The sequence below is a fragment of the Microbacterium sp. genome, from assembly GCF_035556355.1.
Taxonomy (GTDB): Bacteria; Actinomycetota; Actinomycetes; order Actinomycetales; family Microbacteriaceae; genus Microbacterium.
In genome coordinates, this window is sequence record NZ_DATMFG010000008.1 from 12,093 (window position 1) to 25,925 (window position 13,833).

The 13,833-nt window shown below is 70.4% G+C and carries 13 protein-coding genes; 9 read left to right on the plus strand and 4 right to left on the minus strand.

Features of this window, described 5'->3' with window-relative positions:
- Positions 1–13 precede the first annotated feature (13 nt).
- The gene (locus VNR19_RS01280; protein ID WP_325723123.1) at positions 14–538 is read right to left on the minus strand and encodes a hypothetical protein; all 525 of its coding nucleotides are present in this window, start codon (positions 536–538) and stop codon (positions 14–16) included.
- 63 nt (positions 539–601) lie between these two features.
- A complete protein-coding gene (locus tag VNR19_RS01285) occupies positions 602–1,285 on the minus strand; it encodes a GNAT family N-acetyltransferase (RefSeq protein ID WP_325723125.1) in 684 nt (227 codons plus the stop codon).
- 89 nt (positions 1,286–1,374) lie between these two features.
- Here VNR19_RS01285 and VNR19_RS01290 point away from each other — a divergent pair, with 89 nt between their 5' ends.
- From VNR19_RS01290 to VNR19_RS01325, 8 genes are all read left to right on the plus strand, one after another.
- The gene (locus tag VNR19_RS01290; protein WP_325723128.1) at positions 1,375–2,208 is read left to right on the plus strand and encodes a glycosyltransferase family 2 protein; all 834 of its coding nucleotides are present in this window, start codon (positions 1,375–1,377) and stop codon (positions 2,206–2,208) included.
- 42 nt (positions 2,209–2,250) lie between these two features.
- A complete protein-coding gene (locus VNR19_RS01295; protein ID WP_325723130.1) occupies positions 2,251–2,541 on the plus strand; it encodes a DUF1905 domain-containing protein in 291 nt (96 codons plus the stop codon).
- A gap of 17 nt (positions 2,542–2,558) precedes the next feature.
- On the plus strand, positions 2,559–3,083 hold the full coding sequence (locus VNR19_RS01300) for a prepilin peptidase (RefSeq protein ID WP_325723132.1): 525 nt from the start codon (positions 2,559–2,561) through the stop codon (positions 3,081–3,083).
- Between the two features lie 75 nt (positions 3,084–3,158).
- Complete coding sequence (locus VNR19_RS01305) at positions 3,159–3,656, plus strand: HtaA domain-containing protein (protein WP_325723134.1); 498 nt, start codon at positions 3,159–3,161, stop codon at positions 3,654–3,656.
- Positions 3,657–3,790: 134 nt separating this feature from the next.
- Positions 3,791–4,780 (plus strand): phosphate/phosphite/phosphonate ABC transporter substrate-binding protein, encoded by a 990-nt coding sequence (gene phnD, locus VNR19_RS01310; protein ID WP_325723136.1) that lies wholly within the window; start codon positions 3,791–3,793, stop codon positions 4,778–4,780.
- Between the two features lie 5 nt (positions 4,781–4,785).
- Entirely contained in the window at positions 4,786–5,598 is an 813-nt protein-coding gene (phnC, locus tag VNR19_RS01315) for a phosphonate ABC transporter ATP-binding protein (protein ID WP_325723138.1), read from the plus strand.
- Entirely contained in the window at positions 5,595–7,226 is a 1,632-nt protein-coding gene (gene phnE / locus VNR19_RS01320; RefSeq protein WP_325723140.1) for a phosphonate ABC transporter, permease protein PhnE, read from the plus strand. The genes phnC and phnE overlap by 4 nt, the downstream gene beginning before the upstream one ends.
- Before the next feature lie 30 nt (positions 7,227–7,256).
- Positions 7,257–8,231, plus strand: a complete 975-nt coding sequence (locus tag VNR19_RS01325) for a PaaX family transcriptional regulator (RefSeq protein WP_325723142.1) — start codon at positions 7,257–7,259, stop codon at positions 8,229–8,231.
- On the opposite strand, the gene VNR19_RS01330 is transcribed toward VNR19_RS01325, so the two are convergent.
- Positions 8,201–9,121: a PaaX family transcriptional regulator gene (locus VNR19_RS01330; protein WP_325723144.1), complete on the minus strand. Its 921-nt coding sequence runs from the start codon at positions 9,119–9,121 to the stop codon at positions 8,201–8,203. The two genes, VNR19_RS01325 and VNR19_RS01330, sit on opposite strands and share 31 nt — an antisense overlap.
- A gap of 92 nt (positions 9,122–9,213) precedes the next feature.
- Here VNR19_RS01330 and VNR19_RS01335 point away from each other — a divergent pair, with 92 nt between their 5' ends.
- On the plus strand, positions 9,214–10,398 hold the full coding sequence (locus VNR19_RS01335) for a cytochrome P450 (RefSeq protein ID WP_325723146.1): 1,185 nt from the start codon (positions 9,214–9,216) through the stop codon (positions 10,396–10,398).
- An 89-nt stretch (positions 10,399–10,487) separates the two neighbouring features.
- On the opposite strand, the gene VNR19_RS01340 is transcribed toward VNR19_RS01335, so the two are convergent.
- A complete protein-coding gene (locus VNR19_RS01340) occupies positions 10,488–13,673 on the minus strand; it encodes an alpha/beta hydrolase family protein (protein ID WP_325723147.1) in 3,186 nt (1,061 codons plus the stop codon).
- Positions 13,674–13,833 lie beyond the last annotated feature (160 nt).

Below are 13,833 nucleotides of genomic sequence, written 5' to 3' on the forward strand. Positions count from 1 at the left end.
GGTCGCGCGCGGCTCAGGCCGCGAGGGCGCGGGGGAGCCACAGCACGGCGGCGACGACGGCGGACCCGAGCAGCGAGACGCCCATCACGACCCCGATCGGATAGCTCGGCGCGAGCTCGCGCCGCTTCGCGAAGCGCGAGGCGAGCACGGTCAGCACGATCTGGCCGAGTGCGAGCACGACGAGTCCCCAGTCGCCGAGGAGGTACGCGAGGGGGACGAAGTGCAACGCGACGACCACCGCGACCGAGAGCGGGATCGACGCTTCGCGGCCGGTGCGCGCCAGCACGACCCACGTCACGACGGCGACCACGATCGTCGCGGCGAGGACGAGTCCGAAGACCTCCACTCGGCCGTCGAGCATCGACTGCGTGGTCCAGAACCGCCACGTGTAGAAGCCGCCGACGAGCGCGCCGAGCACACTGAGCGCGAGCCCGACACCGAGCCACGGGGCGTGCGCGCCGCGGTGGCGCTTCGGATGCCCACCAGAACCACACCGCGCCCAGAAGGCTGAACCACCCCAGAATGAACACACCGTCACGCAGGTAGTGCACGGGCCCACTCTATTCAGGACGGCGGGTCGGATTCGATGGTGGTCGGAGTGTCAGAGATCGAGGCGCATGACGACACGCCGCTTCGTCGGATGCGACACCTCACGGAACCCCGCGGATGCGAACGCGCCGACGGAGCCGACGCTCATCTCGTCCCAGATGATCTCCTTGCCGCCCGTGAGGAGCGGGTAGCCCTCGATCGCCCGCGCCCCGCGCTCGCGCGCGTATTCGACCGCCGCGGCGACGAGGTCGTACGTGAGGTGTCGGTGGCGGTAGCCCTTCCGCACGACGAGGCACGGGATCGCCCACACGGTGTCGTCGTCCTTGCTCTCGAACGGACGCTCCTTCCACGGCACGGGGGAGCCGCGCACCCGGCCGTACACGCCCCGCCGGTCGACCGCGCACCAGCCCGTGGGCTCACCGTCCAGGTACGCGACCAGACCGATCGTCTCCTTCGCTCGGGGATCCCCGCAGTGCGTCTCCGCACGGAAGATCGCCGCACGCTCCGCGACCGGGAGGTGCCACCAGTCGCGGTCGCCGAGCCGCTGTCGCTCGCACTGGCACCGTCCTGCGGTTCCGGTGAGGATCGCCTGGAGGTCGTCCCACGGCGCCTGGTTCGCGGGGACGATGCGAAGCTCACCCTCGGACACGCCGTTTCGAGCGCGAGCGGCCGCGGCGGGAGCATCCGGCGCATCCGGTACTCTCGCGTCGGGATCCGGCCGCTCCGACCCGCGCATGCGGTCAGCGTAGTCCCGCGTTCCGACACCCGTCCCGCATCCGGACGTGTCTCCCGCCCCGTGCTTTCGGGCAGGAGTATGGTGAGACGGTGCCTCTCCAACTCCGTGTCACGGTGGTCATCCCGTGCCGTAACGATGCGGAGTTCCTCGAGGAGTGCCTGAAAGCGCTCGACGCGCAGACCCGGCGCGCCGATCGCGTGATCGTCGTCGACAACGGCAGCACGGACGGCTCAGCATCCGTCGCCCGCCGTCACGGCGCGGAGGTGATCCGCGAGGAACTCGTCGGCATCTGGCCCGCCGCTGCCCGCGGCTACGACGAAGCCATGGCCGACACCGACATCATCGCGCGGCTCGACGCCGACTCCCGGCCGCACCCGGACTGGATCGCGCGCATCGTCCGCGCGTTCGTCGCCGATCCGTCGCTGGGCGTGCTCAGCGGCGCATCCGAGTTCTACGGCGGCAACCGACTCGTGAATCACATCGGCGACCACTGGTACGTCGGTCTGGGCCACCGTCTGATCCCGAAGTGGCTCGGCGTGCCGCTCGTGTTCGGGTCGAACTTCGCGATGCGCACGCGTGTGTGGGAGCGCGTGCGCGACAAGGTCGACCGCACGAACCCACGAGTGCACGACGACCTCGACCTCACGATCCGTCTGCGGCGATCCGACGGCGTCCGCTACGACCCGCAGCTGCGCATGCCCGTGTCGGCGCGGCCGTTCAAGACGCCCCTCGCCATCGGCAAGCGCGTGTGGAAGGTGTTCCCGACGTTCGCCACGAGTTGGCCCGAGGGTGCGCCCTGGCACCGGCGCGACGACGGCGCGCCCGCGGCGGGCACGTGGTCTCCCGAGACCACCGAGCAGTGGGCGACGGATGCCGACAACTGGACCGACGAAGACGGCTGGGCGCCCGCGGCCGGACGCTGATGGGACGTCAGACGTGTCGGCGGCCGCGACTAGCGTGAAGTCGTGCAGTTCGAGTTCGAGGCCGAGATCTGGCGCTGGCAGGCACGCACCGACGACGGCTGGCTGTTCGTGACCGTTCCTGAAGAACTCAGCGCCGACATCCGCGAAGTACCGCGCATGCCTCGAGGCTTCGGGTCCGTTCGCGTGCGTGTGCGCATCGGCGCCACCGAGTGGATGACCTCGATCTTCCCGAGCGGCGACACCTACGCGCTCCCGCTCAAGAAGGCCGTGCGCAAGGCCGAGGGCCTCGAGCTCGGAGACGTCTGCACGGTGCGGCTCGACACGGTCGACTGACGACGAGGATCTGACGGATGCCCGGATCCAGCGACATCGCACTCGCGCTCGTCGTCGTCGCGCTGCTCTACCTCGCGGTCATCTCGGTCGTGCTCACGGTGATCGATCTGCGCACGCACCGACTGCCGAACCGCATCGTGCTGCCGAGCTACGCCGTGGCGGCCGCACTCCTCACGGCCGCGGCGCTCCTCTCGGGCGACCTTGTCGCCTTGCTCCGCGCGGTCATCGGAATGGCGGCCCTCTACGTCTTCTACTTCACGCTTCGCCTCGTGCGACCGAGCGGCATGGGCGGCGGCGACGTCAAGCTCGCGGGCCTTCTCGGGTTCTATCTCGGCTGGATCGGGTGGGGCGCGTTGGCGGTCGGTGCGTTCGCCGCCTTCCTCCTCGGCGGGCTGTTCGGCGTCGTGCTCCTGCTCGCGAGGCGGGCGGGCCGCAAGACGGCCATTCCGTTCGGGCCGTGGATGATCGCCGGCGCGTGGATCGGTGTGTTCGCCGGCGAGGCCCTCGGCCACTGGTACTCGGGGCTGCTCGTCGGCGCCTGACGACGACCCTCGGGCAGAGGCTCACTCAGACCTCGGCGCGCGAACGCGACGATGGGCTGGACTAGGGTGACCCGTGTGTCGCCGCACCCCGATCGCCTTCCCGAGCGTGCCGACGTCGGCATGGCGTGGGGGATCAAGCGATCCTTCGTCGACTACGTTCGGCGTCTCGACGACGCGCGCTGGGACTTCTCGGGCGGCGCCGCGATGACGACGGGCCGCGAGCTCTACTTCCCGCTCGCGGCGGAGCAGCCGGGTTGGCCATCGGTGGCGTTCGCGGGCGCGGTGACGATCGCCGCCCACTTCGGAGCCCTGCGGATCGCGCTCGATCGGCCGGTCGTGAACATCGAGCCCGGAGGTGTGCTCGCCGCCGAGGGAGCGGATCTGGTGGCGCTGCATCCGTCGCCCCCCGTCCTCGACGGCGACGTCGTGATGTGGCGGATCGACACGGCCCTCGCTCCGGAGGCGGTCCCGCTGTTCAACGGCGCATACGGCGACGGGGAGCCGTTCGACGTCATGACCGTCCGCGTGCCGCGCGATCTCGTTCCCGCGAATCTTGATTTCGTCAATCATTGACCACGGGAACGATACGTGGTTGGGTGGGGGCAAGCACGTAGTGGTGTGACCAATAGGCCACACATTTTGGGCTGACCGATACCCCATATGATGCGCGAGGTAGCGCATCCTCGAAGAAGAAGGCAAGGTGTCAGATGCGTAAGACGTCAGCGGCATTCCTCGCGGCGTGCGGCGCAGCAGCGCTGCTGCTGGCCGGATGCGGCCAGAGTCCGAATGCCCCCGCAGCCGGCAACGGGGCCGAAGACGAGCCCACGGAGCTCGTCTTCGCCGCCGTCCCGAGCGAAGACAGCGAGAGCCTCGAGGCTGCGTTCGCCCCGGTCGTGGCCGCGCTCGAGCACGAGCTCGACATCCCGGTGCGGTTCGAGCCGGTCAGCAGCAACGCCGGCGTCATCGAGGCGCAGGTGGCGGAGCGGGTCGACATCGCGGTGTACGGCGCGTTCAGCTACTACTTGGCCACCGGCGTCGCAGACGTCGTCCCCGTCGCCGTCGACGAGCGCGCACCGGGTGCAGACCCGTCGATCTCGGCCTACGGTCTGGTGCGCGCGGGCGACGGAATCTCCGCGATCTCGGAGGCCGCGGGCCAGAAGGTCTGCTTCACCGATCCCGCATCCTCCACGGGGTACCTCGCTCCGGCGGCAGGCCTCATCGAAGAGGGCGTCGACGCCGAGAACGACATCACACCGGTGTTCGCAGGCGGCCACGACGCATCCGTCCTCGCCCTCCTCTCGGGCGATTGCGATCTCGCCTACGCCGCACAGGCCTTCGTCGACGACATCCTGCCCGCGCAGGGCGCACTCGAGCCCGACGACGTCGAGGTCATCTGGACGTCCGACCCGATCCCCGGTCCGCCGTTCGTCCTCGGCGGCTGGCTCAGCGACGACCTCCAGGAGCGGATCACCGAGGCGCTCCTCAAGTACAACGCGGTGACCGCGGCCGAGGCCGGCTTCTGCGAGGGCGCCGAGATCGACGCGCCCGACTCGTGGGGCGAGCTCGCCGGCGAGCCCGCGTGCATGTGGGGCGGCACCGGCGCCTTCTCCTTCATCCCGACGGATGCGGCCGCCTACGAGCCGATCGCGAAGATCTGCGAGACGACCCAGGCGGACGTCTGCCGCGCCGACAGCTGATGGTCGTGACCACTCACGAGGACGGTGCCCCGCGTGTCGAGCGCGGGGCACCTGCCCCGGCCGCGGCAAGGATCCGGTTCGAGCACGTCGACAAGAGCTTCCACGACAAGCAGGTTCTGCACGACATCTCCTTCACCGCGTCGGCGGGGGAGTTCATCGCCCTGGTCGGTCCGAGCGGGGCCGGCAAGTCGACGCTGCTGCGGCTGATCAACGGCATGCACAAGCCGACGTCGGGGTCCATCACCGTGTTGGACACCTCGCCCGCTGACTGCTCCCGGCGTGAGTTGCAGCGCCTCCGCGCGAGGGTGGGCTTCATCTTCCAGCAGTTCGGCCTCGTCGGACGCGTCACCGCGCTCGAGAACGTGCTGATGGGCGCGCTCAGCCGGCTGCGCGCCCCGCGCTACGGAATCATCAGCTACCCGCGCGCGCTGCGTGAACGTGCCGTCGAGATGCTCGATCGAGTGGGGCTCGCCGATCAGCGGTTCCAGCGGTGCGACACGCTGTCGGGCGGTCAGCAGCAGCGCGTCGCCATCGCACGCACGCTGATGCAGAACGCCGCGATCGTCCTGGCGGATGAGCCCGTCGCCTCACTGGACCCGACCGCGAGCGTCGACGTGCTCGAGATGCTGCGCCGGCTCAGCCAGGAGGACGGGTTCACGGTCGTGTGCAGCCTGCACCAGGTCGACCTCGCCCTCTCGCACTCCGACCGCATCGTCGCCGTGCGAGAGGGGCGGATCATCCTCGACCAGCCGACCGCCGAGACCACCGGGAACGACATCCACTCGGTGTACCGACGCGCGAGCGAGTCAGCGGAATGACGACGTCTCTCACGGCCGAGCCCCTCGAGGCGCCGCCCGCGCCCAAGCGGCCGCGGCGCATCAGCCCCGTGCTGCTGGTGTGCGCCGTGTACATCGCGCTGACGATCTACGGATGCTGGTGGATCGGCGTCTCGCTCGAGGCGGTCATCGCGGGTGCGGCCGACATCGGGCGACTGGTCGAGCGCATGTTCCCGCCGACCTTCGGAAACCCCCTCGAGGTCGCACGGATGCTCCTCGAGACGCTGCTCATCGCGGTGGCGGGCACCGCGATCGCGGCGGTCCTGTCCGTGCCGCTGGGGGCCGCGGCATCCGATCGCTTCACGGGCCCGCGCGTCGTGCAGTGGCTCGCGCGTGCCGTCATCATGGTCACGCGAGCCATCCCGAGCCTCGTCTTCGCGCTCATCCTCGTCCGTGTGTTCGGACTCGGGCCGACGGCGGGCGGCCTGGCGATCGCGCTGCACTCGGTCGGCATGATCGGCAAGATGTTCGCCGACGCGTTCGAAGAGCAGGACCCACTCGCAGCGGACGCGGTCGAGGCGGCCGGCGCGCGCCGGGCGCAGACCTTCATCGCCACGACGCTCACGCGAGCGATGCCGCGCATGGCGGCCATCGTGCTGTACCGGCTCGACATCAACGTGCGCGCCTCGGCGGTCCTCGGCATCGTGGGCGCGGGCGGCATCGGAGTCGCCCTGCAGACCGCCATCGGAACGCTCAACTACCGATACGCCGCGGGCATCATCATCGTCATCGTGGCGCTCCTGCTCGTGCTCGAGGGAGTCTCGGTGCTCGTGCAGCGTCGCCTCGCGGAGCACGCGCACGAGGGCGACGTCGCCATGCTCTTCTCGCCGGGGCGGAACGCGTGGACACCCGGATGGACCCGCCGCCGCGTCATCCGTGCGATCACCGTCTGGGGTCTGATCGCCGTCGTCGCGTGGTCTCTGTGGGTCATCGCCCCCGATCCGGACCGGGCGCTGCGGTCGCTCGAGTCGACGTGGCGCCTTCTGATCGGGATGTTCCCACCGGCGTTCTCGCCGGCCGTGTTCGCGGGGCTGTGGGAGAGCTTCCTCATGGCGATCACCGCCACGACGTTCGGCGTCGTGATCGGCCTGATCCTCGCGATCCTCTCGACGGATCTCGTCGTGCGCGTGCCGGTCGTCTCGACGATCCTGCGGGTCGTCGTGGTGCTCGTGCGCGGAGTGCCGGACCTGGTGTGGGCGCTCCTGTTCGTCGCGGCGCTCGGCCTGGGGCCGTTCCCCGGATTCCTCGCGCTCACGATCTCGTCGACGGCTCTCGCCGCCAAGTTCTTCACCGACTCGCTGCAGAACCTCGACCCGCTGCCGATGCGCGCCCTCGAGTCCGCCGGCGCCGGTCGCCTGCAGGTGTTCGTCGCCGGCGTGTGGCCGCAGTTCATGCCCAGCTTCGTCGGGAACGGCATGTTCACGTCCGATCTCGCGCTGCGCGAGTCCGCCGTGCTCGGCGTGGTCGGAGCGGGAGGCATCGGGTTCCTCCTGCAGGAGTCGACGCGCACGCTGCACTACGAGACGACGAGCGCGATCGTCCTCGGGCTGCTGGTCATCGTGCTGGCGCTCGAGGTTGGTGCGCGGTGGATCCGCCGTGCCATTCTGTAATCCGATCCGAGACTGGTACGGGGCGGGGTGATGGTGTCTTACAGCGGGCGGCCGCTGCCGCGCTTCCAAGGCGGTGCGCGTCCGCAGCGACTGCTCTCGACCCTGCTGGGCGACTACTGGTTCGGGCGCTCCGAGCACCTTCCGTCGGCCGCCCTCGTCGACCTGCTCGGGCACTTCGGCGTGACGGCCGCGGGGGCGCGCGCAGCGATCCAGCGGCTGGCGCACCGGGGCTTCCTCGTCGCGGCCCGTGAGGGCCGGCAGACGGCGTACGCGGTGTCGCCGCGGGTGCTCTCGAAGATCGAGGAGAGCTCGCGGCTCATCTTCGAGCCGCCGTTCCGCACCGAGTGGGACGGGCGGTGGACGGTGGTGGCGTTCACCGTTCCCGAGGTGCAGCAGGCGAGCCGGCGCAGCTTCCGCGACGGCCTGCGCAAGCATGGGTTCGGAAGCCTCTACGACGCGGTGTGGGTGAGTCCGCGCGACCAGGTGCGGGTCGCGCTCGAGCTCGCGGAGGAGGCGGGCGTGACGGACGTCGTGGCGCTGACCACCTCGGAGCTCTCCGGCCTCACGCCCGAGGCCGCGATCCGGTCGCTCTTCGACCTGCCGGCGCTCCGCGGCGAGTACGAGACGTTCCTGCGCGACTGGCCGGAGGAATCGGCGCGGACCCCCGCGGATCAGGCGCTCGTCGCGAGGACGAACATCATGGCCGAGTGGCGTCAGATCGTGCGTCACGACCCCAGCATCCCGCGGCGGCTGCTGCCGGACGGGTGGCCCGCGGTCGAGGCGTACGCGCGATGCGCACTGGTGTACGACTCCCTCGGCGCGGATGCCGAGGCGACGATCCGCGACATCATCCGGCCGCACGATGCCGAGCTCGCGACGCTCATCCGGCGTCACTCGTTCGCGAACTGGCGCGAACTGCTGGATTCCGCGCACGAGGTCGCGGCGCCGGCGGCTCCGGCCACAGCGTCTGCGGGCTACGCGGTCAGCACATCCGATGAGACGTAGTGGCGGGGCTGGTCCTCGTCCGCGAGTCCGAACGGCTCGAGCAGCGCGCGGCAGTGCTCCTCCGCCAGTGGTCCGAGTCGGTCGTATGCCGCGATGAGCAGCGCACCGGCCGCCGGCCGCGCCCAGTCGTCGGGCAGCAGTTCGGACGGAAGCTGCGGATCGGCGTGGTAAAGCGCGCGCCACGTGTCCATGAGGGAGACGCGCCCCACGAATGCCTCTGCGGGGGTGAGCGCGCCGGCCTCGAACTTCTCGAGCAGGGGCGAGAACACCTCCACGAACCGCCGGTATCGGTCACCGAGCTCCTCGAGGGCGGTGGCGGGCTCCGCGCGGCGAGACGCGAGGGACTCGGGGAACTCGAGCTTCGCCCGGAACGCCGAGACGGTGCCTTCGGGTGCGCCGCGCAGCGCGTCGGCGACGGCGGGGGAGAAGGCGCCAGGCGAGATCCACACGCCGTCCTGGAGCGGCGCGAACCCGAGCGCGCGCAGCGACGAGCGCAGCGCGCTGCGCTCGGTGCGCAGGTTGGACGGCAGCGAGAACGTGACGACGGTCCACATGCCGTCCCAGTCCTGCAGCACATCGCCGCGAGCGGCGTCGAAGATCCGATGCACGCCGCTTGCGCCGAGCCGATCGACGTCGTCCGCGAGGCGATAGAGCGTGCCCCGGCCATCGCGCTTGGTGACGAGCACGCCGCGCCCCGAAAGGCGGCTGAGTGCGGACCGGGCGCTCGGCTCGCTCACGCCGAGCAGGCGCAGCATGTCGACGATGGCGGCGGTGGGGAGGAAGACCGGATGCCCCTTCCAGAAGTCGCCCAGGAGCGTGACCGTGAGGTGCTGCGGGTGCCCTCCGGCCTGCGGGCGCGGCAACGACACCGCGCTGTCAGACGTCGCCACGTAGGCTCTCCGATTCCTTTGCAGTCTTCATTGCAGAAGAACGATAAAGTGCATAGTAAGAGCACTCGGCACTCGATAGACAAGGATCCCACGTGAGCGAAGACAGCGTCGACTTCGACCCGACCGGTCTCGACGACGTCGATGCCGTGCGAGCCGAGCACGCTCGACTGCGCGAGGAGGCGCCGCTCGCGCGCAGTTCGGCGTACGGCGGGTTCTGGGCGCTCACAAGGTACGAAGACGTGAAGGCCGCGGCAAGCGATTCGCGCACGTTCATCTCCTCGGTGCAGGCCGTCGTGCCCCACGATCCGCGCGGCCTTCGACGCCCGCCGCTGAACTTCGACGCGCCCGCCCATACGCCGTACCGGCGCGCGCTCGACCGCACGCTGCAGCGCGGACGGCTCGTCCGCCTGGAGCCGATCCTGCGCGAGCGGGCGAAGGCGGCGCTCGCACCGCTTCTCGAAGCGGGCTCGGGCGACATCGCGACCGACTTCGGGGTGCACTTCCCGGCATGGGTGACCACCGAGTGGCTGAACCTCGAGCCCGAGATCGCGCCGGTCCTCGCCGAGACATCGTTCCGGTGGGTCTCGGCGTGGCGCGAGCGCGACGCCGAGACGACCAACGCCATGAGCGCGGTCATGTACGAGATCGCGGCGGATCTGCTGCGGCGCCGCAGGGAGCAGCCGCTCCCGCTCGAGCTCGATCCGGCGAGCTCGCTGTTGAGCGAGCGCGTCGACGGCGAGCCGCTCGCCGAGGAGCACGTGCTGGGCGCGCTCAGGCAGTCCCTCGTCGTCGGCATGGTGGCGCCGCCCATCGTCCTGGGCTCGATCATCAAACACCTCTCCGACGACCGAGCGCTGCAGGATCGCCTTCGCGCGGAGCCCGAACTCATCCCCGCCGCGGTGGAGGAGTTCATCCGCCTCTACTCGCCGTACCGCGGCTTCTCGCGCACCGTGTCGGAGCCCATCGAGATGTACGGTCGCCGCATCGAGCCGGGCGAGCCGGTGACGCTCGTGTACGCGGCGGCGAACCGCGACCCCGAGAAGTTCCCCGATCCCGACGAGTTCATCCTCGATCGCCCGAACATCGCCGAGCACCTCGGCTTCGGGCGTGGCCGTCATCGCTGCGCGGGCATGCCGCTGGCGCGGATGGCGCTCCAGATCGCCCTGCGGGAGCTGCTCACGTCGACGACCGAGTTCACCGCGGTCGGCCCGTTCGAGTACGCACGGATGCCGGAGCTCGGATACACGCGCGTTCCCGTGCGCGTCACCGCCGCCTGACCGACATGAGGATGGCCCGGGGCTCGCCCCGGGCCATCCTCATGTCCGCCGTTCCGGGCCCGGGGCGAGGCCCCGGGCCGGAGGCCGGCTCACCCGCAGGTGAACCCGGCGTAGGCGGTCTCGGTGGTCGAGCTCAGCCCATCGTCGCCTCGGACGGTCGTCGTCACGCCGACCGAGCCGGCGGGGATGGAACCCGACTTCGTGTTGATCTGCACCTTGTGCGTCTTGCCGGGCTTCACGTTGGTGAAGCTCTGGCTGCCGAACGGCGTGTCGACGATGATGTCGGCCCGCACGTTCGCCGTGTTCGTCACCGCGACCCGCAGCTGCACGGACTTGCCCACGCAGCCCGTCGCCGGAGCGACTGCGGCCGTCGGCAGCGCAGTCAGCTCGGTGTCGGCGACGAGCGTTCCGGCCGGAGAGCGCACCTCGAGGGTGTGGCGCCCGGGCTCCAGCGAATCCGGGATCGTCGCGTCGACCTGTGCGCTCCCGTTCACGTCGACCGTCACATCGGCGATCTTGGGTCCGTTCGGCGCGAGCCACAGCTCGTAGGCGCCACCCGTCGTGAACGACTCCAGCGTCACCGTCGCCGCGTCGCCCAGCAGCACCTCGGCGCCCTCGGTCGTCACGGTTGGACCGGCGGGCACGGGGCTCTCGGGGCTGTAGGTGCCCCAGTTGCGCACGTCCCACTCCCGAGCCGGCGTCAGGTCGGCGGGAGACATGAACCGACTGGTGCCGAGGTCGAGCGCCGTCTGCGAGGCGAGCGCGGCCGCGCGGGCGTTCAGGTCGGCGGGTTCCGCAGGGTCGAACTCGTCCGAGTCGATGCGGTCGAGCAGCAGGTCGAACGCCGCGACGCGCTCGGCGTGGGAGAACGCGCAGTGCCCGTTCGCCTTCACGGTGGTCTCGCGCAGCATGTCGGATGCGCCGGCGCGCTCGACCGTGCGACGGTACGCGTCGTCGTCGGCCGTGGTGCCCGCGGTGTCGCCGATCGTGTGGAGCGTGACCACCGGGATCGACAGGTCGCCGTCGAACGTCGCGAGACGCTCGACGTGCTCGACGACGTCCTTGTCCGCCGTGATGCGTGGCGCGGCCTGCAGCGTGTTGAGGTCGGCTTCGAGGTCGGCACCCGCCCGGGCATACGCCGCGCGCACCTCGTCGATGCGGCCCGACGCCAGAAGCTGCTCGCGGTAGTCGACGTCGTTGTTCCACGAGAACCCGCCCCCGACCGTCGCCTCGAATCCGGCGCGGACGCCGATGCCCAGCGCGAACGCCATGGACTGGCCGTACGCGTCGATGCGGTTCTCCAGGCCTTCGATCTCGTCGGCCTGTGCGTCGAGGACCGGGATCTTCGACATCGCGGCCGCTAACACGAGGCGCGCCTGACCCAGCGGCGTCTCACGCGCCGTGTCGACCAGCGCGGTGGCCGCCGCGTTCTCGGCGCTCGCATTCTGGATGCGCGTGATCGTCATGGGCGAGCTCGGGTCGACGAGCGTCTTGAGGACGAACGCGCTGTCGAGCTTGTAATTCCACATGCTGATCGCACCGGCACCGCCGCCGCACATCGGGAGGGCGCCGTCGAGCCAGTCGGGAGCCGCCTGCGCGACGATCCGCGTCGTGAGCCCGCCCTGCGACTGCCCGGATTGGAAGGTCGCCGACGGATAGGCGCCCGCGAGCGTCGACAGCACGTCGTACGACGCGGTCGCGTTGTCGCGATCCCGTGCCAGGTCCCAGTCGCCCGAGAGCTGGTAGCCGACCATGGCGACGCCCTGCTCGGCGAGCCACTGGTAGCTGGCGGATGTGAAGCCGGTCGCACCCGCGAACACTCCTGCCTTGCCGTTCCAGTTCGCCGGGATGAGCGCGCTGTAGCGGGTTCCATCGGGCAGCGTTCCCGTCGTCGACACGGTCTCGCGCGGGTAGTAGGGGCGCGCGAAGTCGTTCACGTCGAGGTCCGCGAAGTCCGCGACTCCGAGGTTCAACGCCGGAGCACCGTCCTGAATCGCCTGCGCACGCGCGTCGAGGGCGGCGGCTGAGGTGTCGGGCCAGGAGCCGCTGTCGATCCGCTCGACGAGCGCGTCGAGCGCTGCGAGCGTCTCGGCGGCGCTGTAACCGCAGTGGCCGGGGCGGTCGACGAACGCCTGACGCAGGAGGTCCGACCTGCCCGCCGCGGCGACCGCGTCGGCGTACGCCTCCGCCTGCGTGACGACGGGTGCCGTGTCGCCGCTCTCGAGGAGCGTCAGCACGGGCTGGGAGATGTTCCCCGTGGGCGTGGCGTTGCGCAGCATGTACTGCACGGCGCTCGCGTCGGCGGTGATGCGCGGCGCGGCGGCGAGCGCCGCCAGGTCCGCGTCGAGGTCGAGGCCCGCCATCTCGTACAGCGCCTCCACCTGGTGGCGCATGCCGGACTTCGTCAGCTGCTCGCTGTAGTCGACCCCGGTGTTCCACGAGAAGTTCCCACCCGCGCGGGCCTCGAGCGGGGTGCGCGGCGAGAAGATGCTGAACATCACCTGCGACGCCTGCTGCGCCTGCTGCGCGACGTAGTCGTCGTCGGCGGGGCGCGGCTGACCGCTCTGCGACCAGCCCGGGATGTTCGCGACAGCCGCTGCGAACGCCACCCGTGCGCGTCCCTCGGGGGTGGCCTGTGCCGCGTCGAGCACGCTGCGCGCGGCCGCGGTGCTGGCGGACTCGTTCGTCAGGTTGACGAGCTCGATGGTGTCGTTCTCGGGTGCGAGGAGCGTCTTGAACACGAAGGCGCCGTCGAGGCCGCTGTTGAGCATGCCCACGCCGCCGGCGACCGAAGCGCACATCGGGAGCGCTCCGTCGATGATCTCGGGGTGGCGCTCCGCGAGGGCGGCGGAGATGAGCCCGCCCATCGAGCTGCCCCACGCGATCGTGGCCACGGGCTCCTGCCCGAGGATCTCGACCGCCTTCTCATAGACCTCGGGCTGCTCTTCGAGGAAGTCCTCGACGGCCCAGCCGTTCGTGGTCGGCTTCATCGAAGCCATCGCGTAGCCCTGCTCGAGGAGCCACGTCCTTGCGGCTCCGCCCGGCCCGCTGGTCGCCTCGCCGCCGGGCGGGCCGCCGATGTAGCCGAGGCTGTTCAGAAGCAGCTTGCCGTTCCAGTCGGCGGGCACATCGACGACGTAGCGCGAACCCGTCGAGAGGTCGCCGCGGTAGACCCCCTCGGGGGCCGGCGCAGCGGCGGCCGGGATTGCTGAGACCTGCAGGAGGCCCGCAACAAGCCCGGCCGTCGTCAGCGCGGCCAGACTCTTGTGTTTCACGTTGATCCCTTCTTCGCGATGAACGCGTTTCCCTGCGCACTATTGCAGAAAAAGGATCACGTGACAATGGTTGTGCTTTTCAATGACCTGCGCCATGGTGCCCCATCGGCCGCGCAGACGGCGCGCGAGCATCGACCGCGCAGAGGGGGCGCGAGCATCG

What these genes read in the sequence shown, in the direction of transcription:
- VNR19_RS01300 (WP_325723132.1), top strand. Translation starts at nt 2,559, where the DNA reads ATGCCCGGATCCAGCGACATCGCACTCGCGCTCGTCGTCGTCGCGCTG.
- phnD (WP_325723136.1), top strand. Translation starts at nt 3,791, where the DNA reads ATGCGTAAGACGTCAGCGGCATTCCTCGCGGCGTGCGGCGCAGCAGCG.
- VNR19_RS01325 (WP_325723142.1), top strand. Translation starts at nt 7,257, where the DNA reads ATGGTGTCTTACAGCGGGCGGCCGCTGCCGCGCTTCCAAGGCGGTGCG.
- phnE (WP_325723140.1), top strand. Translation starts at nt 5,595, where the DNA reads ATGACGACGTCTCTCACGGCCGAGCCCCTCGAGGCGCCGCCCGCGCCC.
- VNR19_RS01285 (WP_325723125.1), bottom strand. Translation starts at nt 1,285, where the DNA reads ATGCGCGGGTCGGAGCGGCCGGATCCCGACGCGAGAGTACCGGATGCG.